Annotated in this window: 21 protein-coding genes and 1 pseudogene; 13 read left to right on the top strand and 9 right to left on the bottom strand. The window is 70.8% G+C overall.

The window, feature by feature from the left end; all coding sequences use genetic code 11:
* Positions 1–108: 108 nt before the first annotated feature.
* Together OG210_RS17465 and OG210_RS17460 are read right to left on the bottom strand one after the other, a co-directional pair.
* Entirely contained in the window at positions 109–1,098 is a 990-nt protein-coding gene (locus OG210_RS17465; protein WP_371537544.1) for a DMT family transporter, read from the bottom strand.
* Positions 1,099–1,147: 49 nt separating this feature from the next.
* On the bottom strand, positions 1,148–4,183 hold the full coding sequence (locus OG210_RS17460) for an FAD-binding and (Fe-S)-binding domain-containing protein (RefSeq protein ID WP_371537542.1): 3,036 nt from the start codon (positions 4,181–4,183) through the stop codon (positions 1,148–1,150).
* 195 nt (positions 4,184–4,378) lie between these two features.
* On the opposite strand from OG210_RS17460, the gene OG210_RS17455 reads away from it, so the two are divergent.
* The 7 genes from OG210_RS17455 (at position 4,379) to serC (ending at position 11,213) form a co-directional block, all read left to right on the top strand.
* Positions 4,379–5,971 (top strand): ATP-binding protein, encoded by a 1,593-nt coding sequence (locus OG210_RS17455; protein WP_328327951.1) that lies wholly within the window; start codon positions 4,379–4,381, stop codon positions 5,969–5,971.
* Positions 5,968–6,369 (top strand): roadblock/LC7 domain-containing protein, encoded by a 402-nt coding sequence (locus OG210_RS17450; protein ID WP_328327953.1) that lies wholly within the window; start codon positions 5,968–5,970, stop codon positions 6,367–6,369. The genes OG210_RS17455 and OG210_RS17450 overlap by 4 nt, the downstream gene beginning before the upstream one ends.
* A complete protein-coding gene (locus OG210_RS17445; RefSeq protein ID WP_328327955.1) occupies positions 6,366–6,740 on the top strand; it encodes a DUF742 domain-containing protein in 375 nt (124 codons plus the stop codon). The genes OG210_RS17450 and OG210_RS17445 overlap by 4 nt, the downstream gene beginning before the upstream one ends.
* Positions 6,721–7,377, top strand: a complete 657-nt coding sequence (locus tag OG210_RS17440) for an ATP/GTP-binding protein (protein WP_328327957.1) — start codon at positions 6,721–6,723, stop codon at positions 7,375–7,377. The genes OG210_RS17445 and OG210_RS17440 overlap by 20 nt, the downstream gene beginning before the upstream one ends.
* The gene (locus OG210_RS17435; RefSeq protein WP_328327959.1) at positions 7,374–8,597 is read left to right on the top strand and encodes a cytochrome P450; all 1,224 of its coding nucleotides are present in this window, start codon (positions 7,374–7,376) and stop codon (positions 8,595–8,597) included. The genes OG210_RS17440 and OG210_RS17435 overlap by 4 nt, the downstream gene beginning before the upstream one ends.
* Before the next feature lie 46 nt (positions 8,598–8,643).
* Positions 8,644–9,885, top strand: coding sequence for a cytochrome P450 (locus tag OG210_RS17430; protein ID WP_328327961.1), 1,242 nt, complete (start codon positions 8,644–8,646; stop codon positions 9,883–9,885).
* 209 nt (positions 9,886–10,094) lie between these two features.
* Positions 10,095–11,213, top strand: coding sequence for a phosphoserine transaminase (serC, locus tag OG210_RS17425; protein WP_328327963.1), 1,119 nt, complete (start codon positions 10,095–10,097; stop codon positions 11,211–11,213).
* A gap of 111 nt (positions 11,214–11,324) precedes the next feature.
* Here the strand turns inward: serC and OG210_RS17420 are convergent, their stop codons facing one another.
* The 3 genes from OG210_RS17420 to OG210_RS17410 form a co-directional block, all read right to left on the bottom strand.
* The gene (locus OG210_RS17420; protein WP_371537535.1) at positions 11,325–11,954 is read right to left on the bottom strand and encodes a TetR family transcriptional regulator; all 630 of its coding nucleotides are present in this window, start codon (positions 11,952–11,954) and stop codon (positions 11,325–11,327) included.
* Positions 11,951–13,468: an MFS transporter gene (locus tag OG210_RS17415; RefSeq protein WP_371537533.1), complete on the bottom strand. Its 1,518-nt coding sequence runs from the start codon at positions 13,466–13,468 to the stop codon at positions 11,951–11,953. The genes OG210_RS17420 and OG210_RS17415 overlap by 4 nt, the downstream gene beginning before the upstream one ends.
* A 116-nt stretch (positions 13,469–13,584) precedes the next feature.
* The gene (locus tag OG210_RS17410; RefSeq protein WP_371537531.1) at positions 13,585–14,124 is read right to left on the bottom strand and encodes a GNAT family N-acetyltransferase; all 540 of its coding nucleotides are present in this window, start codon (positions 14,122–14,124) and stop codon (positions 13,585–13,587) included.
* Between the two features lie 224 nt (positions 14,125–14,348).
* On the opposite strand from OG210_RS17410, the gene OG210_RS17405 reads away from it, so the two are divergent.
* From OG210_RS17405 to OG210_RS17395, 3 genes and pseudogenes are all read left to right on the top strand, one after another.
* Positions 14,349–15,266 (top strand): pentapeptide repeat-containing protein, encoded by a 918-nt coding sequence (locus tag OG210_RS17405; protein WP_371537529.1) that lies wholly within the window; start codon positions 14,349–14,351, stop codon positions 15,264–15,266.
* A 34-nt stretch (positions 15,267–15,300) separates the two neighbouring features.
* The gene (locus OG210_RS17400; RefSeq protein WP_328327973.1) at positions 15,301–15,537 is read left to right on the top strand and encodes a hypothetical protein; all 237 of its coding nucleotides are present in this window, start codon (positions 15,301–15,303) and stop codon (positions 15,535–15,537) included.
* A 209-nt stretch (positions 15,538–15,746) separates the two neighbouring features.
* Positions 15,747–16,182: pseudogene (locus OG210_RS17395) on the top strand (Uma2 family endonuclease).
* 90 nt (positions 16,183–16,272) lie between these two features.
* On the opposite strand, the gene OG210_RS17390 reads toward OG210_RS17395, so the two are convergent.
* Positions 16,273–17,274 (bottom strand): WD40 repeat domain-containing protein, encoded by a 1,002-nt coding sequence (locus OG210_RS17390; protein ID WP_328327975.1) that lies wholly within the window; start codon positions 17,272–17,274, stop codon positions 16,273–16,275.
* A 44-nt stretch (positions 17,275–17,318) separates the two neighbouring features.
* On the opposite strand from OG210_RS17390, the gene OG210_RS17385 reads away from it, so the two are divergent.
* The 3 genes from OG210_RS17385 to OG210_RS17375 all read left to right on the top strand — a co-directional run bounded on the left by OG210_RS17385 (position 17,319) and on the right by OG210_RS17375 (position 21,445).
* Positions 17,319–18,014: a GDSL-type esterase/lipase family protein gene (locus tag OG210_RS17385; RefSeq protein WP_371537527.1), complete on the top strand. Its 696-nt coding sequence runs from the start codon at positions 17,319–17,321 to the stop codon at positions 18,012–18,014.
* Positions 18,015–18,289: 275 nt separating this feature from the next.
* Entirely contained in the window at positions 18,290–19,573 is a 1,284-nt protein-coding gene (locus OG210_RS17380; RefSeq protein ID WP_328327979.1) for a hypothetical protein, read from the top strand.
* A 117-nt stretch (positions 19,574–19,690) separates the two neighbouring features.
* Positions 19,691–21,445 (top strand): ankyrin repeat domain-containing protein, encoded by a 1,755-nt coding sequence (locus OG210_RS17375; protein WP_371537524.1) that lies wholly within the window; start codon positions 19,691–19,693, stop codon positions 21,443–21,445.
* 158 nt (positions 21,446–21,603) lie between these two features.
* On the opposite strand, the gene OG210_RS17370 is transcribed toward OG210_RS17375, so the two are convergent.
* From OG210_RS17370 to OG210_RS17360, 3 genes are all read right to left on the bottom strand, one after another.
* Complete coding sequence (locus tag OG210_RS17370) at positions 21,604–22,116, bottom strand: DinB family protein (RefSeq protein WP_328327983.1); 513 nt, start codon at positions 22,114–22,116, stop codon at positions 21,604–21,606.
* 96 nt (positions 22,117–22,212) lie between these two features.
* Positions 22,213–23,178, bottom strand: a complete 966-nt coding sequence (locus tag OG210_RS17365; protein WP_328335482.1) for an aldo/keto reductase — start codon at positions 23,176–23,178, stop codon at positions 22,213–22,215.
* A gap of 140 nt (positions 23,179–23,318) precedes the next feature.
* Positions 23,319–23,897 (bottom strand): isochorismatase family protein, encoded by a 579-nt coding sequence (locus tag OG210_RS17360; protein ID WP_328327985.1) that lies wholly within the window; start codon positions 23,895–23,897, stop codon positions 23,319–23,321.
* Between the last annotated feature and the right edge of the window lie 8 nt (positions 23,898–23,905).

Raw genomic sequence — 23,905 nt, 5'->3', positions numbered from 1 at the left:
GCGGATGGCCCCGTCACCGGCTGACCCCAGATCCCGTTCACCGGATGACCGCCCTCACCGGCTGCCCCCGACACCGGTTGCCCCGGCGCCTCCCGAGCCGCCCCCGCGTCACTTCCCCGTGATCTGTGTCCGTACCGCTCCCATGCTCGCCACGATCACCAGCGCTATCGCCAGCGCGTCCACCCCGGACAGCGCCTGGTGCAGGACGAGGAAGCCGGCCGTCGCCGCGATGGCCGGCTCCAGGCTCATCAGGACCGCGAAGGTCGACGCGGGGAGCCGGCGCAGGGCGAGCAGTTCAAGCGTGTACGGGAGTACGGACGACAGCACCGCCACCGCCGCGCCCAGACCCAGCGTGCTCGGGACGAGCAGTTTCGAGCCCGCGTCCGCGATGCCCAGCGGCAGCATCAGCAGGGCGCCCACCGCCATCGCCAGGGCCAGTCCGTCCGCGCGCGGGAAGCGGGCGCCGGTGCGGGCGCTGAAGATGATGTACGCGGCCCACATCCCGCCCGCACCGAGCGCGAACGCCACACCGGCCAGGTCCAGACCGCCGAAGCCGCCGCCGCTCAGCAGTCCCACTCCGCAGAGGGCGAGCCCGGCCCACAGCAGGTTCACCAGCCTGCGTGAGGCGATCACCGAGAGGGCGAGCGGGCCCAGCACCTCCAGGGTCACGGCCGCGCCCAGCGGGATGCGGTCGGCCGCCTGGTAGAAGAGGCCGTTCATGCCGGCCATCGCGATCCCGAAGACCAGGACCGTGCCCCAGTCCGTCCGCGACAGCCCGCGCACCCGGGGCCGGCACACGATGAGCAGCACGATCGCGGCGACGGAGAGCCGCAGCGAGACGACGCCGAGCGCCCCCGCCCTGGGCATCAGCCAGACGGCCACGGCCGCCCCGAACTGCACCGATATCCCGCCGGCCAGCACCAGACCGAGCGGACCCAGCCGACCGCGCAGCCCGGTGGCCCCGTTGGCCCGGGGCTCGCCGAAGCCGCCTGCGGTGACCGGAGCCCCGGCGGTGACCGGGACGGCGTCCGTCGTGGCGGAGGGGTCGGTCAGCGCGGCGTCGAGGGCCTTGGCGTCGGCAGGGGCGATCGGATCCATGCCGACCACAGTAAGGGCCCGGAGCGGTAGCTTCCTCTTACGGTTCCCGTTACGGTTCCCGGCTGCTCCCGTCCGCCCGCTGCTCCCCCGCTGCCGGGGCATTCGCACCGTACGGCCCCTCCGCCAGCGCCTCTCCCAGCCCCTCCGCCAGTACCTCCGCCAAGTGCCTTCCCGGCCGTCCGCCCAGCCCGGCCAGTTGGGCCAGCTGTGTGCGGCAGGAGAAGCCGTCCGCCAGGATCTCCGCGCCGGGGCCCGCCGCCCGTACCGAAGGCAGCAGCTGCTCATCGGCGCAGGCGACCGAGACGTCGTAGTGGCCGCGTTCGAAGCCGAAGTTGCCGGCGAGACCGCAGCAGCCGCCGCTCAGTTCGCCCGTCAGGCCCGCCCTGTCGCGCAGCCTGCGTTCGGCCGCGTCGCCGAGGACCGCGTGCTGGTGGCAGTGGGTCTGGCCCGCCACCTCGCGGTTCAGCACCGGCGGCTGCCACTGAGGGGCCTCCTCCTCCAGGGCCTGTGCGAAGGTCCGTACCGACGCGGCCAGCCGGTGCGCGCGCGGGTCGTCGCCGAGCAGCTCCGGCAGGTCGGTCCTGAGCGCTGCCGCGCAGCTCGGTTCCAGTACGACGACGGGCAGGTCCGCGTCGAGCAGCGGCTCCACCCGGTCGAGTGTGCGGCGCAGCACCGCGCGGGCCTGGTCCAGCTGCCCGGTCGTGACATAGGTCAGCCCGCAGCACACCCCGTCCGGTGGCAGTGCGATACCGAGCCCCGCCGACTCCAGGACCCGCACCGCCGCCCGCCCCACCTGCGGGGACAGGTGGTCGGTGAAGGTGTCGGGCCACAGCACGACCCGCGCGGGCGGCTGCACCCGGGTGCCGAACCACCGCCGGAACGTCTGCGGTGCGAGCGCCGGGATGGTCCGCTCGGGGGCGATCCCGCCGATGCGTTTGGCGAGGGAGGCCAGCGGCCCCACCCCGGCCAGCGCGTTCACCGCGCGGGCGTACGGAGCCGCCGCGCGCAGCCAGCGGGGCAGTCGGCCCATCGCGTAGTGCGCGGCGGGCCTGCGGCGGCCCGCGTAGTGGTGGTGCAGGAACTCCGCCTTGTACGTGGCCATGTCGACGCCGACCGGGCAGTCGCTGCGGCAGCCCTTGCAGGAGAGGCAGAGGTCGAGGGCGTCGCGCACCTCTTCCGAGCGCCAGCCGTCCGTGACGACCTCGCCCGCCAGCATCTCGTGCAGCAGCCGGGCGCGCCCGCGTGTGGAGTGCTGCTCGTCGCCGGTGGCGCGGAACGACGGGCACATGACATCGGCCCCTGACGCCGTCTCCGTACGGCACTTGGCGACGCCCACACAGCGGCGTACGGCGGCTGAGAAGTCCCCCTTGTCGTGCGGGTAGCCGAACTCCACGTCCACCGGCTTCGACGGCAGTACCGCGAAGCGGAGGTTCTCGTCCAGCCGGTGCGGCCTGGCGAGCATTCCGGGGTTCATCCCGCCGGCCGGGTCCCAGACGTCCTTGAACTGCCCGAAGAGGGAGACGAGTTCGTTCCCGTACATCTTCGGGAGCAGTTCGGCGCGGGCCTGCCCGTCGCCGTGTTCGCCGGAGAGCGAGCCGCCGTGCGCGACGACCAGCGCGGCCAGTTCCTCGGAGAAGGTACGGAAGCGTGCGACGCCGCCCGGGGTGAGGAGGTCGAAGTCGATCCGTACGTGGATGCAGCCGTCCCCGAAGTGGCCGTACGGCGTGCCCCGCAGCCCGTGCTCCGCGAGCAGCACGCGGAACTCCCGCAGATACCCGCCGAGCCGGGCCGGCGGCACCGCGCAGTCCTCCCAGCCGGGCCAGGCCTCCGAGCCGTCCATCGTGCGGGTCGCGGTGCCGCTCGCGTCCTCACGGATGCGCCACAGGGCGCGCTGGGCCGCCGGGTCGTCGATGACCAGGGTGTCCAGCGCGTCGGCCGCCCGCGCGATCCGGTCGGCCCGCGCGCGGGCCTCGGCGCGGTCGGTGCCGCCCGTCTCGACGAAGAGCCAGGCGCCGCCGCGTGGCAGCCCGGCGGGCTCGCGCACCAGGTCGGCGGCCATGCCCTCGACGGTCAGTGGATGGTGCGGGAGCAGCCCGGCCGCCGCGTCGGCCGCGTCGCCCTCGTGGGCGTAGCCGAGGATCGCGAGCGCCCGCGCACGGGGCGCGTCGACCAGCCGTACGGTCGCCTCGGTCAGCACCCCGAGCGTGCCTTCGCTGCCGCAGAAGGCGCGGGCCAGATCGGTGCCGTTCTCGGGCAGCAGGGCGTCGATCGCGTACCCGGAGATCCGGCGCGGCAGACCGGCCGGGTAGCCGGTGCGCAGCAGCGCCAGATGGGATCCGACGAGTTCGCGCAGGCCGGGCGGTGCGCCCTCCCAGCCCTGGCCGAGCCGGTGGGTGCCGCCCTGGTAGGCGGCGGTGGTCAGGGCGGTGACGTTGTCGGCGGTGGTACCCCAGGCGACCGAGTGCGAGCCGCAGGAGTTGTTGCCGATCATCCCGCCGAGCGTGCAGCGGCCATGCGTGGACGGGTCGGGGCCGAAGGTCAGGCCGTACGCGCCCGCCGCCGCCCGCAGGTCGTCGAGGATCACCCCGGGCTGGACCACGGCGGTCCTGGCCTGTGCGTCCAGCGAGACGATCGCGCGCATGTGCCGGGTGAAGTCGAGGACGACGCCGGTGCCGGTGGCCTGTCCCGCGATGGACGTACCTCCGCCGCGCGGCACCACGGGCACCCCGTGGGCGCGGCAGACGTCGAGCACGGCTGACACGTCGTCGGCGTCGCGCGGGGCGACGACACCGAGCGGAACACGGCGGTAGTTGGAGGCGTCCATGGTCATCAGGGAGCGGGCTGTGACCCCGAATTCGATGTCTCCGCGCACGCCCTGACGGCGCAGCGCGCGCTCCAGCTCGTTGCTTCCCGGACCGCTGCTGCCGGGACCGTTGGCCGGACCGCTGCCAGGACCGTTGCTGCCCGGCCCGCTGCCCGGACCGCCGCTCGGAATGCTGCCCCGACCGCCACTCAGACCGTCGGCCGGCCCGTCCCGTTGGCCGTCCTGTCGCCCGTCCCGCTGTCCGTCCCGGTGCTCGCCCATGGCTCCAGCATGCCCCTGTGCACAGTGTGTACCCGAGTCAACAATTTCCGCACCTGCAACTTCCCAAACCGATCACCAACCCTCATATAGTTGACAGGTGTTACGCAGGAATACCCACGTCCCTTTAACACATCAATGACCGCTTTACCCCACTCTCGCCCCTTCTGACCTATCCGTCCATGAGGACTCCGCCAGATGACAGAGCGCCCCCCGCTCCGCCCGACCGCGCTGGCTCTGCTGATCTCCGTGATCGCTTCGGGCCTGCTGTGCGTATGGGCGGTGGCCGCAGCCCCCGACCACATACGCACCCCACTCGCCTGGTGCTCGGCCGGGGCAGCCCTGCTGTTCAGTGCCGCCGTCGCCACCGCCGTCCACGCGGTGACGTACGCCACCAGAACATCGCGGGACCTCCGCGCCCGGATCGATCAACTCACGGGGGAAAACTCGCAGTTCGGCGCGCGGACCGCCCGCCTCACCGCCGAGTACGAGGCCCGGATCACCCAGCTCACGGCCACCCACGAGGCGAGGGAAGCCGAGCTGATCGGGCAGCGTGAAGCCACCGCCGCCGGACTCACCGGCGAGTACAACGCGAGGACCGCCCAGCTGAACGCCCGGATCAGCCGCGCCGAGTCCGTGCGCTCCGCCGCCCTGTCGGCGGCCTCCAACGCCGCCGGCCGGATGCAGGCCCTGGCCACCGGCATGCTCGCCGACCTGCGGGAGATGGAGCACCGGCACACCGACGAGGACGTACTCACCGATCTGCTGCACCTCGACCACCGCACGGCCCAGGCGGGCCGGCTGGCCGACTCCATCGCCGTCCTGGCCGGTGCGCGCTCCGGGCGCCGCTGGGCGAAGCCGATCGTCATGGAGTCGATCCTGCGCGGCGCGATGGGCCGGATCGCCGGATACCAGCGGGTACGCCTCCACTCGACCAGCGAGATCGCCATCGCGGGCCACGCGGCCGAGGGCATCATGCACGCGCTCGCCGAACTCCTGGACAACGCGGCGAACTTCTCGCCGCCCACCGCCGAAGTGCATGTGTACGTCGAGGAAGTCCCGGCCGGCGTCATCATCACCATCGAGGACAGCGGCCTGGTCATGAGCGACGTCCAGCTGCGCCGCGCCGAACGGGCCGTCACGGCCGAGACCACCCAGCAGACCGACCTCGCCGGTCTCTCCGGGACCAGGCTCGGCCTCGCGGTGGTCGGGCGGCTGGCCCGCAAGCACGGACTGACCGTGTCCTTCCGCCCGTCGGCGCGCGGCGGCACGGGTGTCCTGGTGCTGCTCCCCCACGAGCTGATCACCCGTACGCCCCGGCCGTCCGTACCGGCGCCCCTGGCCACCCCGGCGCAGCACACCCGGCCGGCGGCCGCGCTGTCCCCGTCGGCCACCGAGGCCCTGCTCACCCAGCGGACCGCCGAGGCCGCGCAGGCCGCCGAGGCCCCGCGGACCGCCGAGGCCGCACCGGCCCCGCTGCCCGTGCGCACACCCGCTGCCTCAGCCGCACCCGCGGCAGCGGCAGCGGGGGCGGAGCCCACCCCCGCAGAACAGCCCACCGCCACCCCCGAGCCGGAACCCGCTCACTCCACGCCCGAGTTGGGCGCGAGCGGCCTGCCCCAGCGGCGGCGCGGCCAGACCATGGCGGCGGCGCATCCGGAAGGCACGATCCCCGGATCTTCTTCCAAGCCCGTCGACTCGACCTCCTCCACGACATCCGCCGCCAGGTTCAGCACGTTCCGCCAGGCCGTACGTGGCGATTCCCCGAACCCGGAAGGCAGCAGCTCATGAGCACGACCACCACCGACGAGAAGCTCAACTGGCTCCTGGAGAGCCTCCTTGAGCGCACCCCGGGCGCCCGGCACGCCCTGGTTCTCTCCCGTGACGGCCTCAAGCTCTGCCGTACGTCAGCGCTCTCCGTCGACCAGGCCGACCAGCTGGCCGCCATCTCGGCCGGTATCCAGTCCCTGTCGCACGGCGCCTCCATCGAGTTCGGCGACGGCACCGGCGGCGTACGGACCGCGATGGCCGAGTTCTACGGCGGCGTGCTGTTCATCGTCGAGGCGGGCGACGGCGCCCACCTCTCCGTCGTCGCCGACGAGTCCGCCGACGTCGGCCTCCTCGGGCACAACATGAGCGAACTGGTCGAGCAGCTGGGCGAACACCTCAGCGCGGAGCCACGCGCGTGACCGCCCCGGTGCCCAGGCCCAGGCCCGGCCGGGACGACGACCCCGACCGCCTCTACACCGTCACCGGTGGGCGCAGCAGGTCCGACGCCACCGCCTTCGACCTGGTGACCCTGGTCGTCGGCGAGTGCGACCCGACGCCCGGAATGCAGTCCGAGCACGCCACGATCCTGCGGATGTGCGGCAGCCCCACGGCCGTCGTCGAGATCGCGGCCGGGCTGAAGCTGCCCGTGTCCATCACCCGGATCCTGCTCTGCGACCTGCTCGACACGGGCCGGATCAGCGCACGCCACCCGCGCACCGCACGCGGCGCCGACAGCCTTCCCGACCCTCACATCCTGGAGCAGGTGCTCGTTGGACTCCGCAACCTCTAACCAGAACGCCCTGGCCGGCACCGCCGACAACGGTCTCAAGATCGTCATCGTCGGCGGGTTCGGCGCAGGGAAGACCACCATGGTCCGGTCGGTCAGCGAGATTCGTCCGCTGAACACCGAGGAGACGATGACGCAGGCGGGAGCGGCCGTCGACAACCTCGAAGGGGTCCACGCCAAGACCACCACCACCGTCGCCTTCGACTTCGGCCGCATCAGCATCGACGAGCGGACGATCCTCTACCTCTTCGGCGCGCCCGGCCAGGAGCGCTTCTGGTTCCTCTGGGACCGGCTGTTCTCCGGCACGCTCGGCGCCGTGGTCCTGGTCGACACCCGCAGACTCGCCGACTCCTGGTACGCCATCGACCGCCTGGAGCACCACGGGACGCCGTTCATCGTCGCCTGCAACGACTTCGGCGGCCCGGTGCACTCCCTGGAGCAGCTCCGTGAGGCGCTGGACCTCTCCCCCGAGATCCCGCTGATCGACTGCGACGCCCGGGACCGTACGTCGAGCAAGTACGTACTGATCACGCTCCTCCAGCACCTGCACGCCCTGTCCTCAGCGTCCTCAGCCACTTCAGCGTCCTCCTCGACCTCCACGACTGCCGCGACGTCCGCACGGGAGCCAAGCACCACATGAGCACCGACACCCCGCCCGCTCCGCCCACTCCGCTGAGCGGCCCGCGATTCCAGACGGACCCCACCCAGCTCTACCGGGAGATGCGGCGCGAACACGGCGCGGTGGCGCCGGTGCTGCTCGACGGCGACGTACCGGCCTGGCTGGTCCTCGACTACCGCGAGCTGCACCAGGTCACCGCCGATCCGGTGCTGTTCAGCCGGGACTCCGACCTGTGGAACCAGTGGGACCGCATCCCGGACGACTGGCCGATGCTGCCGATGATCGGCCGTAAGCAGCCGTCGATCCTCTACACCGTGGGCCAGCGGCACCGCGAGCGCGCCGCGATGATCGGCGACGCGCTGGAGTCGGTCGACCCGTTCGAGCTGCGGCGCATCGCCGAGCAGTTCGCCGACGAGCTGATCAACTCCTTCTGCGGCAGGGGCGATACGGAGATCATCGGCCAGTACGCGATGCTGCTGCCGGTCCGGGTGCTCGCCCGGCTGTACGGCTTCCCAGACGACGAGGGCCCGGCCCTGGTCAAGGCGATGAACGACATGATCGACGGCCGCGAACTCGCCCTGGCGGGACAGCAGTACCTCGCGCAGTCGATGATGAACCTGCTCGCCGCCCGGCAGGCGTCGCCCGCCGAGGACGTGGCCTCGCACATGCTGGGCAACGAGTCGGGCTTCACCGTCGAGGAGATCGCCCAGGACCTGATGGTCATGATGGCCGCGGGCCACCAGCCCACCGCCGACTGGATCGGCAACTCGCTGCGGCTGATGCTGACCGACGACCGGTTCGCCGCCTCGCTCTCGGGCGGCCGGCACAGTGTCGCCGAGGCGATGAACGAGGTCCTCTGGGAGGACACCCCCACCCAGAACGTCGCGGGCCGCTGGGCCTCGCGCGACACCCACCTCGGCGGCCGGCACATCCAGAGCGGCGACATGCTGCTGCTCGGGATCGCCGCCGCCAACGCCGACCCGCAGGTCCGCACCGACGGTTCGGCGCTGACCGGCGGCAACAACGCCTTCTTCTCCTTCGGCCACGGCGAGCACCGCTGCCCGTTCCCGGCCCAGGAGATCGCGGAGGTCATCGCGCGTACGGGGATCGAGGTCATCCTCGACCGCCTTCCCGACGTCGACCTCGCGACCCCCGGGGAGAGCCTCACCCGGCGCCCTTCTCCCTGGCTGCGCGGCCTGTCCACCCTGCCCGTCACCTTCACTCCGGTTCCCGCCCTGTGATTCGAAGACCCCCGCAGTGCGGCTGTTCCCGCCCCAGGAGGCACAGATGAGTTGCCCGGTCGACCACGGAAGCCACGCCGAGAGCATCGCCCTGGACCCGTTCGTCCAGGACCTGAACGGCGAGAGCGCCGCCCTGCGCGCGGCGGGCCCGCTGGCCCGTGTGGTGCTGCCGGGCGGGGTGGCCTGCTACGCGGTGACGCGGCACGCCGAGGCCAGGCAGCTGCTCACCGACTCCCGTCTGGTGAAGGACATCAACGTCTGGGGCGCCTGGCAGCGCGGTGAGATCCCGCTGGACTGGCCGCTGATCGGGCTGGCCAATCCGGGCCGCTCGATGCTGACGGTCGACGGCCCCGAGCACCGCAGGCTCCGTACGCTCGTCGCGCAGGCGCTGACCGTGCGCCGGGTGGAGCGGCTGCGCGCCGGTATCGAGAAGCTCACCACCGGGATGCTGGACCGGCTGGCGGAGGTGCCGGCCGGGGAGACGGTCGACCTGAAGGCGGAGTTCGCGTACCCGCTGCCGATGAACGTGGTCAGCGAGCTGATGGGGGTCGACGCCGTCGACCACCCCCGGCTGAAGACCCTCTTCGAGAAGTTCTTCTCGACGCAGACGCCGCCGGAGGAGGTCCCGCAGATGATGGCGGACCTCGGCACCCTCTTCTCGAAGATCGTCGAGTCGAAGCGGGCCAACCCGGGCGACGACCTGACGAGCGCGCTGCTCGCGGCGTCCGAGAACGGTGACCAGCTCACCACCGAGGAGATCACCAACACCCTCCAGCTGATGATCGCCGCCGGCCACGAGACGACGATCAGCCTGATCGTGAACGCGGTCGTCGCCCTCCAGGCCCACCCCGAGCAGCGCAGGATGGCGCTCGCGGGCGAGGTGCCGTGGGAGAACGTCGTCGAGGAGACGCTGCGCTGGTCGACCCCGACCTCGCACGTCCTGATCCGCTTCGCGTCCGAGGACATCGAGGTGGGCGGCGCGGTCCTGCCGAAGGGCGAGGGGCTGATCGTCTCGTTCGGCGCGATCGGCCGCGACGAGGAGGCGCACGGCCCGACGGCCGGCGACTTCGACATCACCCGCACCCCGAACCGCCACATCTCGTTCGGCCACGGCCCGCATGTCTGCCCGGGCGCCGCGCTCTCCCGGCTCGAGGCGGGCGTCGCGCTGCCCGCGCTGTTCGCGCGCTTCCCCGAACTGCATCTGGCGGTCCCCGCGACGGAGCTGCGCAACAAGCCGGTGGTCACCCAGAACGACCTCTTCGACCTCCCGGTGAAGCTCGGCGGCTGAACCGGCGGCCGACCCGGCAGGCTGACCGGCGGCCGACCGGCGGCCGAAAGTACGGGAAGCGGGACGGCACCGCCCGGGATGCGCCGTCCCACTTCTGTGTTGTCCTCCTTCCGTGCCGTCCCGCTTCCGTGTTGTCCCGCACCGTGGCTTCTGTCTCACCGGCCGGACCCTCTGTCCGCAAACGCCCGGAACCGGCTACGCTCCGGCCCGTGGCTGAGATCCGGATTCCCGCTGACATCAAGCCCGCCGACGGCCGTTTCGGCGCGGGCCCCTCCAAGGTGCGTACGGAGGCGCTGGACGCCCTCGCCGCGACCGGTACTTCCCTGATGGGCACCTCCCATCGCCAAGCCCCGGTGAAGAACCTGGTCGGCGCGGTGCGCTCAGGCGTACGCGACCTCTTCCAGCTCCCCGAGGGCTACGAAGTGATCCTGGGCAACGGCGGGTCCACCGCCTTCTGGGACGTCGCGACCCACGGACTCATCGAGTCCAAGTCGCAGCACCTCAACTTCGGTGAGTTCTCGTCCAAGTTCGCCAAGGCCTCCAAGCTGGCCCCGTGGCTGGCCGAGCCGACCGTGATCGCCTCCGACCCGGGCACCCACCCGGACCCGAAGGCCGAAGCGGGCGTCGACGTGTACGCGCTGACGCACAACGAGACGTCGACGGGCGTCGCGGCCCCGATCAAGCGCGTCACCGGCGCCGACGAGGGCTCCCTCGTCCTGGTCGACGCCACATCGGGCGCTGGCGGCCTGCCGGTCGACATCACCGAGACCGACGTCTACTACTTCGCCCCGCAGAAGTCCTTCGCATCCGACGGCGGCCTGTGGATCGGCGTGTTCTCCCCGGCAGCGCTGGAGCGCGCGGCGCGCGTCCACGCGTCGGGCCGGCACATCCCGGAGTTCTTCAGCCTGCCGACGGCGATCGACAACTCGCTCAAGAACCAGACCTACAACACCCCGGCCCTCGCCACGCTGTTCCTCCTGAACGAGCAGCTGACGTGGATGAACACCCAGGGCGGCCTGGACTGGACGGTCGGCCGCACGGCCGCGTCCGCGCGCGCCCTGTACGGCTGGGCCGAGCAGTCCAAGTACGCGACCCCGTTCGTCACCGACCCCGCGAAGCGCTCGCAGGTCATCGGCACGATCGACTTCGCCGACGAGGTCGACGCGACCGCGGTCGCGAAGGCGCTGCGCGCCAACGGCATCGTGGACACCGAGCCGTACCGCAAGCTGGGCCGCAACCAGTTGCGGGTGGCGATGTTCCCGGCGATCGACCCGAAGGACGTCGAGGCGCTGACGGCCTGCATCGACTACGTGATCGAGCAGCTCTAGCGGTTACGCCACACCCCGTACCGCACCAGGAAGGCCCGTACGCCGGCACCCGGCGTACGGGCCTTCCCCGTTCCCGTACACCCATCTCACGTCACGTCACGTCACGTCATCTCACGCGTCGATCAGCCGCTGGAGCGAGGGCCCGCAGAGGTCGGCCAGCCGCTCGGGCGTGGCCAGTTCACCGGCGCCGGGCCGGTGCAGGCTGAGCGCCGCACCGATCCCCAGCAGCTGCCCGGCGATCAGTTCCGCGCGCAGTTCGCGCTCCTCGCCGGTGAGGCGGGCGGCCAGCCGAGACGTGACCTGGTCGCGGAAGCGCTCATTGATCAGGGAGCGCTCGTCACGGTTGCCGAGGGAGAACACGACGCGCAGCAGCGGGTCGGCCTGCTGGGCGCGCCGGCTCCGCACCAGAGCGAGCACCATGTGCCGGCCGAGCGAACCGAGGGGTGCGTCGAACAGCTCGTCGGCGGCCGACCCGAAGTCGGTGACCGTGTTGAACAGCTCCTCCTTCGTGCCGAACCGCTTCACGATCAGCGAGGCGCTCACCCCCGCGTCGGCGGCGATCCCGCGCATGGTCACCTCGGCGTACGGGCGCCGGGTGAACGCGCGCCGGGCGGCGAGCAGGATGGCATCCCGGCCGCTGGTCCCCGCGTCGGCACCCGTAGCCGCAGCCGTACCTGTACCCGTAGCCGTCCCCGTACCCACACCCATCCCCGTACCCGCGTCCGTACCGCCAACGGTCATGCATCCTCCCGGACAGGCACCAGCGAACCTCGCTCTCCGACGCTACCGGCCGGGACCGCCTGCCTGCCCGGGATGCACAGCGTGACGACCAGCGCGGCGAGTGAGGCACCCGCCGCGATCAGGAAGACCAGCAGATACGCGTGCAGGGTGGGCGCGGTGCGGCCGCCGACCCGGAAGGTGACGTTGGCCAGTACGGCGGCGACCACGGCGGAGCAGAAGGCCTGTCCGACCGAGCGCATCAGGGTGTTGAGCCCGTTGGCCGCCCCGGTCTCGCTCACCGGGACCGCGCGCATCACGAGCGAGGGCAGCGCGGAGTACGCGAGGGCGGTACCGGAGGCCACCACGGTGGCGCCCACGATGATCAGCCAGAGGCTGTGGCTGGTGAAGAAGCGCACCACGTAACCGACGGCCAGTACGCCCGAGGCGAGCGCCAGCGTGACCTTGGGCCCGTACCGGGCCGAGATCCGTGCGGAGACCGGGGAGAGCGCCACCATGGCGAGCCCGCCGGGCAGCACGCAGAGCCCGCCCACCACGATCGAGGCGCCGAGACCGTATCCGGTGCTCTTCGGCTCCTGCACCATCTGGGCGGTGGAGAGGGAGTTGGCGTAGAAGGCGAAGCCGATGAGCAGCGCGGCGAGGTTGGCGAACAGCACCGCGGGCCGGGCCGAGACCCGCAGGTCGACCATGGGCGAGGCGACGCGCAGCTCGTATCGGCCCCAGACGAGCCCGATCACGACGGCGCCGGCGAACAGCCCGACGACGCGGGCGGAGCCCCAGCCCCACTCGCCGCCCTGGGTGGTGGCGAGCAGCAGACAGACCAGCGCCCCGCTCAGCCCGAGCGCGCCCAGCGCGTCGAACCGGCCGCGCGTCCGCAGCGAGGACTCGGGGACGAAGGACAGCACCAGCACGATGTCCAGCACCCCGAGCGCGCCCGAGGCCCAGAACATGGTGTGCCAGTCGTAGTGCTCGACCACGAGCGCGGCGACGGGCAGCCCGACGGCCGCACCGATCCCCAGCGTCGAACTCATCAGGGCGACGGACGACAGCACCCTGGCGGGCGGCAGTTCGTCCCGCATGATGCTGATCCCCAGCGGTACGACGGCGAGCGCGGCACCCTGGAGCGCGCGCCCGGTGATCAGCACCCCGATGTCGGAGCTGGCCGCACAGAGCACGGACCCGACGACGAGCACCCCGAGCGCGGCGACGAGCACCCGCCGCTTCCCGTACATGTCCCCGATCCGCCCCAGCACGGGCGTACAGACGGCCCCGGTCAGCAGCGTGACGGTGACGAGCCAGCTGGCGGCGGCGGGGGTGGACCCGGTGAGCGCGGGCACGTGCGGCAGCAGCGGCACGACGAGGGTCTGCATGACGGCGACGACGACACCGCAGAAGGCGAGGACACCGACGAACATGCGGGGGTGGGGTGCCTGGTCGGCTTCGACGGGTGCGCCGGGTACGCCGGGTACGCCGGGTACGCCGGCAGGGGCTTCGGGTCCGGGTATGGCTGGGGGCATGGCTCTCCGTCGGGCTCGCGGTGCGGCGTGGGACCCGTGCGTGACGTCGGGGGTGCACAGGTGTTCACCCCCAGGGTAAACGCCTGTGCACCCCCGATGGGAAGCCCTCTGGAAGGTCAGCCGAACGAAAGGCCCTCACGCTGCGGCACCGGCGGCAGCACCAGCCGCCACCGCACCTCGCCGTCCTGCCACTCCTCGGTGGGGGTCAGCCCAACTGCCGTGGCCACAGCGGCGGATGCCGCGTGATCCGGATGGATGTGCGCGACCACCTCCCGTACACCGCCCGACTCTCCGCACCACGCCACCAGCGCGGCCGCCGCCTCCCTGGCGATCCCCTGCCCCTGCCACGGCGCCCCCACCACCCACGCGACCTCGGCGACCGGCCCTTCGACGGTGGCCTGCACGGTCCCGGCCAGGCACTCCTCCGTACGCAACCGGATCACCCAGTTCCACCAGACCACCGCAGGATCGGGCGACCCGGCGACCTGACGCCCGTACCGGCCCCGCAGCTCGTCGGCGCCCAGGGGGCTGCCGCCGATGAACGCGTACAGGCCGGGATCGGACAGCACGACAGCCATCTCCTCGGCATCCGGCACGCGGAGCGGCAGCAGATCGAGCCGCGCGGTGCGCAGGGCCGGCGGAGCGGCGGTGTGCACGGCCGTCGGACCAACGGCGGAACCAACGGCGGAACCAGCGGAGGAACCAGCGGCAGGAACGGCGCTCGGGCCGTTCAGTGAGCCATTCATCGGGCCGTCCATCGGGGTGCGCATCCGGCGAGAGTACGCACAGGCAGGCCCCCGCCCGCACCGCATAAAATGAATCACCCACCCGCACCTGCACAGCCCCGCCCACCCCACCCCGCCCCGGAGGCCCCCTCCCCGTGCCCGACGACATACGGCTGCGCCCGCGCCTGCAAGGCGACTGCGCGAACTGCTTCGGGCTGTGCTGCGTCGCGCTCCCCTTCCCCGCCTCCGCCGACTTCGCGGTCAGCAAAAGCGCGGGCAAGCCCTGCACCAACCTCCAGTCGGACTTCCGGTGCGGCATTCACACCCGGCTGCGCGACAAGGGGTTCCAGGGCTGCACCGTGTACGACTGCTTCGGCGCGGGCCAGCAGGTCTCGCAGGTCACCTTCGGCGGCCGGGACTGGCGGCAGGCGCCGGAGACCGCGCAGCGTATGTTCGACACGTTCCCCGTCGTGCGCCAGCTCCACGAACTGCTCTGGTACCTGACCGAGGCACTCACCCTGGCCCCGGCCGCCCCGGTCCACCCCGGCCTCCGCGACCTCCTCGAAGCCACCGAGGCACTCACGCTGCTCGGCCCGGACGAACTGGCCGCCCTGGACGTCGGGGCCCACCGCCAGAAGGTCAACGAGCTGCTGCTCCGCACCAGCGACCTGGTCCGCGCGACGGCGTACCGGACGGACAGCCCGAAGACGAACCAGCCGAAAACGAACCAGGCACAGAAGAACCACTCGACGAAGAATCAGGCGAAGAAGAGCCAGGCGAAGAAGAACCACCGCGGCGCGGACCTCATGGGCGCCCGCCTCCGGGGCGCGGACCTGCACGGCGCCACGCTGCGCGGGGCCTGCCTGATTGCCGCCGACCTGACGGGCGCGGACCTCCGCCTGACCGACCTCATCGGCGCCGACCTGCGCGACGCCGACCTCACCGGCGCGGACCTCACCGGCTGCTTCTTCCTCACCCAGCCCCAGCTGAACGCGGCCAAGGGCAACGCGACGACCAGGCTCCCCCCGTCACTGACCAGACCGGACCACTGGGCAGCCCGGTCATCGTCGTGATCGAGACAGCACCGGAGTACAGACGGAGCGTCTCATGAATGTCTGTGCGCCCGCATACCCTCACATCGCCCCTGCGGCGCTCACGGCGGCGGCGACGAAGGAGGCGACCAGACGGCGGCGGTCGTCCTGCGCCCACGCGAGCAGTCGCGTGGCCGACCTCGATGCCCTGAATGCGACCTTCACGATGCCCGGGGCTCTCGACCTCATCAAGCGCTGGCAGGGCCGTTACCCGTACAAGGCGATCTGGGCCAACCACGAGCCGCCGGCATGAGCGACTACGCGGACACAGCCGGGCTGGTGACCGGCGCCGGCAGCGGAATCGGGCGCGCTGGGAGGTCTTCGTGCCCGGGTCAGGCAACCGGCACATCCGGCAACCCCGTACACCGTGTTCACCCGTCCGGGCGGCCGTTTCGCAAGCCCGCTCAGCAGCCCGGCCCGGCCTACCATGATGTTCTCGACACCAGCCACCAGGAGGCCCTCATGTCTGCCGCAGCAGTCGAGCACCCCTGTGACGGCGAGCCGCCGACCCTGCTCGAAGAGGCCGACCTCCTCATGGAGCAGCTGCCCGGCTACCGCGTTGAGATCATCGGAGGCATCCTCACCGTGACCCCGCCCCCGGACGGCCCACACGCGGAAGTACTGACCACGCTCATGGTCCCCTTCCTCTCAGCAGGACCAGGATCTGCGCGCCAAGGTGTCCGTGTACGCCGAGGCCGACATCCCCGTCTACGTGATCGTGAACCGCAAGCACAACCGCGTCCACGTCCTCACCGAGCCGGTCGGCAGTGACTACGCCAGTCACCAGATCTTCGCCGCGGGCCAGCAAGCTCCGCTCCCCGCCTCGATCGGCGGTGACGTCACCCTCGATGTCGCCGCAGTCCTTCAGGCCGGGGCAACCGTCCGCGCCAAGGACTGACCCGGCCTGGACCACTGGGCGCGCAAGAGGACGGACTCCATGTCACGGACCCCACCTCACGCCCCCCGGCCCCACCTCACACCCCCAACCTCACCTCCGCCCCCCGCCGAACAGCCGCTTCACCCCCATGAACAGCAAGAACAGCACAGCGAACACACCGATGCCCCACGCCGTCGCAGACGCCCCGGAGCCACCGGCCCCGTCGCCCCCCGCATCGGATGAACTCCCGCCCCCGGACGATGACTTGGAGCCACCGTCCGACCCCTTCGGCTTCTCCACCGGGAAGCGCAGCACCCTGCTCTGCGCCCCCTCGGAGCCCATCATCAGCGCGGATCCGTCCGGCGTGTACGTCACCGACTCGGCCTGGCCCTGGAACGGCACGCCCAGTTGGTGTTCGGTGCCGAGTCCACCGCCGGGTTTCCAGTCGTACGACTCCGCCCCCAGATAGCCCCGCAGTGTCAGCTGCTTGCCGTCCGGGGAGAACGCGCCGTCGGTCACCCACGGCACGTCGTCGATTCGCCGGAACACGTTGGTCTTCGACGCCGACAGCTTCGTGGGCCCCACGTAGAGCCCGCCCTTGGTCTGGTTCTTCGACGCGATGTAGACGCGGCCCGTCTTCGGGTGGACCATCAACGCCTCCGCGTTGCGCGGCCCGTCGGCGTACTTGACGGTGAACTGGGTGGCGTGGACCGTCTCTTCCTTCTTCAGCTGCTTCGGCTCGGGAAACCGGTAGATCCAGACGTGGTCCCAGCTCCCGTCCAGGTTGTCGCCGATGTCCCCGACGTAGATGTCACCGTCGGGCCCGATCGAGATCGCCTCGACATCGCGCGGCGCCCCGACACCGCGCATCGTGACCCGGGCCACGGTCTGCCCGGTCTTCGAGTCCACGGCGTAGATGTACGGGCCGTCGCCGCTGTCGTTGTGGGTCCAGTAGATACCGGGGTGGAGCCGGCTCGCGGCCAGACCGCTGGACTCCTTGATCCGGGGATCCTTGATCGTGAAGCCGCCGTCGTCCGCGGCCGCCTGCCCGGCCGGGACGAGGGCGAGCAGGACGGTGGCCGCAGCCCCGGCGACATACTGAAGCGAACGCATGCCCCCAAGACTGCCACCCCCGCGCCATCGGCGATGATGACGGGATGCGTCTGAGGATGATGTTCGTCGGCGACTCGATGACCATAGGCCGTGCCGGCGACTACACCTGGCGCTACCGCATGTGGCAGCACCTGGGCCACAGCTGCGAGATCGTCGGGCCGCGCACCGGGCTGTACGAGTCGAGCACGGCGTACGCGGACCCCGCCTTCCCTGCCGGGGCCCGCCGCCATCTGTCGGGCTGGGGCGAGGGCTGGCAGCACATGGCCCCGGTGATCCGCGGGACGGTGGCCGCGCACCGGGCGGACCTGCTGCTCGTCTCCCTCGGTCTGATAGACCTCGGCTTCTACACGGACGCCGAACAGACCGCGCTCCACGCCCACCGCTTCCTGACCGAGGCGCGCGAGGCGAACCCGCGCATCCGCGCGGTGCTCCTCCCGGTGATCCCGAACATCCGCGCCGAGACGGACGCACCGTTCGCGGCGCAGGTCGCCCACTTCAACGTACTGCTGGCGAAGACCCTGGCGGACCTGGACGAACCACGCTCACCGCTTCTGCTGGCCTCGCGGCCCGAGACGTACGACATCCACACCGACACGTACGACGGCACGCACCCGAACGAGAGCGGTGAACGGAAACTGGCAGGCGCCTTCGCGGACGCACTGCACCAGGGCTGGGGGATCGGCGGACCGTCCTCCTCGTCACCCTTGGGGGCGATGGCGGGGAAGCCAGTTTCGAAGTAGGTCAGAGTCATGGGCATCGACGGTCCACCACCATGGCCGAAACCCTCCGGTCGGACCCCTGTGCTCCCCCGCCCCCCGCTGACTTCCCCGTCCTCCCGGTCCCCGTGCCGGCTCCGCGATGTACTCGAAACGTAGCCCACAGCGGGTTGTTCGGCGGTAACCCAGTGCGGTCTGCCAGGGGGAGACCAACCCGTGCTCAGGCCGATCAACTACGTTGGACGCCGCCGGTCGGGGACGACGGCCGGCGACGACGTCACCAGAATCGGAGAACAGCAATGCGGTACGAGTCGTCCGCACGGACCGACGCGTCCGGTACGCCCTCCACCGGTACGCCCTCCCTCGCGAGGCCGACATCGCGCCGCCGGCTGCTGGGAGTGTCCGGCGCGGCCCTTCTCACCGCGGCGTGCAGTGCCACGGGTAGGCAGCCGGGTGGAAAAGCGAGTAAGCAGCCGGACCCGAAGGGCAGCAGCGCACCCACGGCCGAGGCGCCGGACGGTGCGCTCGGGGTGAACTTCAACGAGGACCCGTCCGACCTGGACTTCACCGAGATGAAGGCCCTTTCGGCGAAGTGGGTGCGCGGGTTCGTCCCGATGACGGACGAACTCGACACGCTCGGCGCGCCCCAGCAGCGGGCGGTCGTCAAGCTGCTCGACGCGAGCGGTAACGGCTTCCGGACGATCCTCTCGATGAAGTTCCCCTTCCAGACCCACGCGCGGCCGCTGCCCAAGGTGGGCAGCCCGGAGATGGAAGCTCAGCTGAAGCGCGTGGACCGGGTGTTGGCCGCTGTCATGGGGAAGACGGACATCCTCACCATCGGCAACGAGCCGTTCCTCGAAACCATGAAGGACGAACGCGACGCGCGGCTCAATGTGTTCTACGAGTACATCGCCGAACACGTCATCGCCTACCGCAAGAGGGAATTCCCGCAGGGCTGCAGGACCCGTCTGTACATGGGGGCGCTCAACCACCTCGACCGGAAGGAAGAGCGCACGCAGGCCACCGAGCGGTGGGTCGCCTTCGTCAACAGGAAGCCGGAGATCGAAGGTCTCGACATCCATCCGCACGTCGACTCCCTGCAAGCGGCCGGCCAGTACGTCCAGTACGTCGTGTCCCGCCTGGACAAGGGCAAGAAGTTCCTCGCCACGGAGTTCTCCCTGGTACTGCTCTGGCAGAAACACATGCACGACCCGATCCCGACGGCCTACGCCGAGAAGTACAAGGTGCCCCCGAACACCCGCGTGTGGCAGGTGATCGGCAACGCGATCAAGAAGCCCTTCCCCCAGGAGCGGTGGGACGACTTCCTCACGATGAGTCCGTGGTTCGCACCCAACAAGGACTATCTGACGCGGCAGGTGCAGATGTTCCGGGAGACCGGCAAGCTCGCGGTGGCCACCTACGGGGCGGTGCAGATCGAATCCATGCAGACGGGCTGGGGCCCCGACAAGATGCCGTGGATCATCAACCCGCTGTACGCGAACCGTACGGTCAGGGAGGAAAACGGAAGGGTCGGGAAGACCACCGTCTGGTACGACTCGTTCCGTGCCCTGCAGGATTCCTGAGCGGCGGGCGGCGGGCGGCGGACGGCGGGCGGTCTCTGAGGGCAGTTGACCGGTGGAGTTGACCGGTCCGCGCGGAGATTCCGGGGCGTTGTCAGACCCTCATGTCACGCTCGGTGCATGGGATTCTTCGATGATCTGGTGATGCCGGAAGAGCCGGCCGGCGAGCGGCCCGTGATGATCCGGTTAGGGCCGCCGGGTGAGGACGACGGGCGGTACACGCCACCCGTCGACCGGTTCGCGCCCGTGGTGCTGCCGCAGCTCGACGTGGTCGGTGCCGGTCCGGATGTCCGGGTGCTGCTGACGGGATGGTCGGTGTGGCCGCGTTCGTTCACCTTGCACCTGGCGGTGTTCCGCAAGGTCCGTAGGGAGAACGACGATTCGCGGCGTCAGTCCGGGCTCCGGGTGGGCCTGCTGCTCTCCGACGGCCGCCGGGTGACCTCGCTGGACGGTACGACGCAGCGGCGCACCTCGTTCACCGGGCCGCTGGGGCAGTCGATAGGTGCGGCGCAGCAGCAAGCGGTCGGGCTGATCCCGGTCGATCCGGGCCTGCACGCGTCCCACCGGTCGTTGTTCAAGACTGATGTCGACCTCCATCTGGCGGAGCTCCCGCCCCCAGGGGAAACGCAGTTGGTTGTCGAGTGGCCGGACGAGGAGATCGCCGAGACCCGCACCCCGGTCGAAGTGGGGGCGCTCCACGCCGCGTCGGAGCGGGTGCTTGAGGTCTGGCCGGGGCTTGAGCCACCGGATCCGGCGGGGCAGCCGGGTAAGTTCATGTATGTGGAGACGGGCGGACCACCGTCGTTCCTGGCTCCACCCCTGACGGGCTCCCAACTGGAGACGGCACATCGGGAGGAGGAGGCCCGGCAGCGTTACGTACCGCGGGCCGACTGGGAGCGGATGGGACACCGGGACTGGGCGGACACGGCCCTGGTCCGGGCCCGGCTGGAGGGAGGCGCGCCGCCCGGCTCCGAGATCGGGCCGTTCGGAGCCACACCGCTGCACAGGGCGGCCGAGGCGGGGGCGGCGGATGCGGTCGCGGCACTCCTGACGTACGAGGTGGAGGCCGACGCACGGGACCAGGACGGGCACACACCGTTGTGGTACGCCGCCCGGAGCGTGGACGAGGGCAGTACCCGTGTGCTGATCGATGCCGGGGCGGATGTGTGGACGCCTCAGTCGGGCCCCTGGTCACCGGGCCGGCTGCTGCTGACCACGCCGCTCGCACCGCTCGTCGCGGAACTGCCGGGCGCGGTGGAGCTGCCCGCCGACGAGGCCGCCGCCGTGCAGGCGGCGGATGCGCTCATCACGGCTTTCGGCGAGCATAATCTCTGGACCGACGGGCTCGGCATCGCCTTCGTACGTGGCCTGAGCGAGGACGAACTGATCCGGCGGCTCGGCGCCGACCCCGCGCAGTGCCCGAGAGCGGACCTCGATCAAGCCCCCTTCGACGAGATGGAGCACGACGAGTGCCTTCGCCATGTGGGTGTGACGAAGGTGCACGGTGAGCCCGGCGGATGCGTGATCACCCAGGACGGGTACATGCCGAGCGACGAAGCCGTGCTGAAAGCGATATCGGCGGGCACCACCGCCTACGGGGTGTATTTCAACCCCAAGGGCGGGACGTTCGGCACCCTGGCCCATGACGGGAAGGCCGTCGCGTACGAGGAGATCGGGCTCTCCCCACAGGAGTCGGACCCGGCCGCGTACTGGAACTTCCGTTTCTGGCAGACCGAGCGCTCCTTCCCTTTCGGCGCCAACATCCTTGCGTACGCCTGTGATGCGGCCGGCCTGCGGATCAGTGACGGCCGGGAAGCGGTGGACCGGGGAACCCCGCGCCGCTGGGTGGCGCTGCCTGAGCGGCTGCAGCGCTGACCTGACAACCCCGTCGCTCCGGCCGGGGCAGGGAAGCTTGCGTACTGGGCCGTCCGCGAAGTCGCACCTCTCGGAACCCTTCCCGAACCCACGAATCACCACACGATCACCGGATTCGGGAAGGGCTCTCAGGCCCACAGACTCAGGCCCTCAGACCCTCAGACTCCCGTGCTGCCGTCGATCCGCTCGCGGACCAAGTCGGCGTGCCCGTTGTGCCGGGCGTACTCGCCGATCATGTGCGTGTAAATCCACCGCAGGCTCACCTCACTGCCCATGAACGGCGCGGTGTCATCCAGCGCACGCGACGCGCAGTTGGCGCGGGCCCAGGTGATTTCGTCCTCCCAGGTGTTCCGCGCCGTCTCGAACGAGGCTTCATCGGCGAGGTCGAATCCTGCGTCGTGCCCCTCCGGGCCGGGCTGCTGGCCATGGATGGCGGGCACGTCCTCGCCCGTCAGCACGCGGCGGAACCAGTTCCGCTCAACCTCCGCCATGTGCTGGACAAGCCCCAGCAGCGTCAGAGCCGAGGGCGACACGGAGGCCGTGCGCAGCTGCTCCTCCGTGAGGCCCTCGCACTTCATGGCCAGCGTGGCCCGGTAGAAGTCGAGCCAACTCTCCAGGGTCATACGCTCGTCCGCGTTCAGGGGCGGCATCGGTCGTTCAGTACTCGTCATGATCCATAGCCTGCCAGCCGGGTCTGACAACAGCGCCCCGACGACCCGCCGCCCCGCCGCCACCCAGCGGGCATCAGGCGTCAGGCGTCATAGACATCAGGCGTAGAAGTTCCGCTGCCACCGGTGCTTCGCCAGTACGGCGAGCTGCTCCGCGGTGAGCACTCGCCCGTCGCTCAGCGCCGTGTTGCGCTCCACATTGCGTACGGTCCGCATCCCGGGGATGACGGTGGAGACCGCCGGCGAACTCAGTACGAAACGCAGCGCGGTCTCCGCGATCTCGTCCGGCGCGATACCGAGGTCGGCGACGATCGCGGCGACCCGCTGTTCGACCTGCGCCGGGCGGTCGTCGCGGAAGTACCGGTGGCGCCAGTCGCCTTCCGGGAACGTACTGTCCGCGGTGATACGGCCGGTGAGACCGCCCTCGTCCAGCGCCACCCGCACGATGACCCCGACGCCGTGCTCCTCGCAGGCCGGCAGCAGTGCGTCGGCGGGCGACTGGTCGAAGATGTTGTAGATGACCTGCACGCTGTCCACCGCCCCGCTGCGTACGAGCGCGAGCGCGTTGTCCGGCTCGTGGTCGTTGATGGAGACACCGAACAGGCGGATCTTCCCCTCCTGCTTCAGCGCGGCGATCGTCTCCAGCCAGTCGCCCCGGCCGACCCAGTCGTCGCTCCACACATGGAACTGCAGCACATCGAAGTGGTCCAGCCCGCCGGCCCGCAGACTGGTCTCCAGGGTCTTACGGATGTGCTCACCCGGGAACGCCTCGTCCGGGTCAAGACCGAAAGGCGGCGGCCAGACCCGGTTCATGGGGCCCACCTTGGTCGCGACGAGCACCTCGTCACCGGCCCGCTCGCGGACCACACGTCCGACGATCCGCTCGCTCTCGCCGTAGAGGCGGGCGGTATCGATGAAGTTCACACCGAGGTCGACGGCCCGGTGCAGAGCACGCACGGACTCGTCCTCCGTGGCCCCCACCCAGCTGCTCTCACCGATACCCCAGGCGCCGTAACCGATCTCGGACACGGACAGTCCACTGCGTCCCACTGTGCGGTATCGCACCATCATCCCCAACGTCTCAGGCTTCTTGGCGGAAATCCCCCTGACGGTAGGCGACGTGGCCGACGCCCGCAGCCGGTTTTCACAGCGCCCGGCCAGCCGGCCGTCCCCACCCCTCCGGCGGCCGGGTTACGGGTCACGGGTTACGGAGTCCAGCTGAACTCCACCTCGGCCGCGGGCAGCACACGTACGCGCCGCCCCGGGAATCGGATGTTCCGGAAGATCTCGTTATGGTGCGCGATCGACCGGTCCGGCGGGGCGAACGCCCGGGAATCAGACTCGGACTCGGACTCGGACTCGGACTCGGGCCGTATGGAGGTGGTGTGGCCATCAGCGACCAGCACCACGTCGTACCCGTGGCTCAGCGCCTGCCGCGCCGTGGTGTCCACACACATCTCGGTCGCGAAACCGGTGACCACCACCTCGGTGGCGCCCACAGCCTTCAGGGCCGCGTCGAGTCCCGTGCCCAGAAAGCTGTCCGGGCTGGTCTTATGGACCACCAACTCGCCGCTGTTCGGCAATAGTTCGGGCGCCATCTTCCATCCATCGGTGCCGGGCTCCATCCCCTCGCCCTGGTCCTGAATCATCACGACCGGCGCACTGGCCGCCAGGGCCCGTTCGCGAAGCCCGGCGATCACGGTGACGGTCTCGGCTGCCCGATGAGCGATCGCCACAGTTGAGTTCTGCATGTCGATGACGAGAAGGACGGAGGCTGGTGGCATGGCCACAC

The organism is Streptomyces sp. NBC_00466 (assembly GCF_041433995.1).
Classification (GTDB): domain Bacteria; phylum Actinomycetota; class Actinomycetes; order Streptomycetales; family Streptomycetaceae; genus Streptomyces.
The sequence above is the reverse complement of the archived record's forward strand: the minus strand, read 5'-3'. Positions and strand labels throughout refer to the sequence as shown.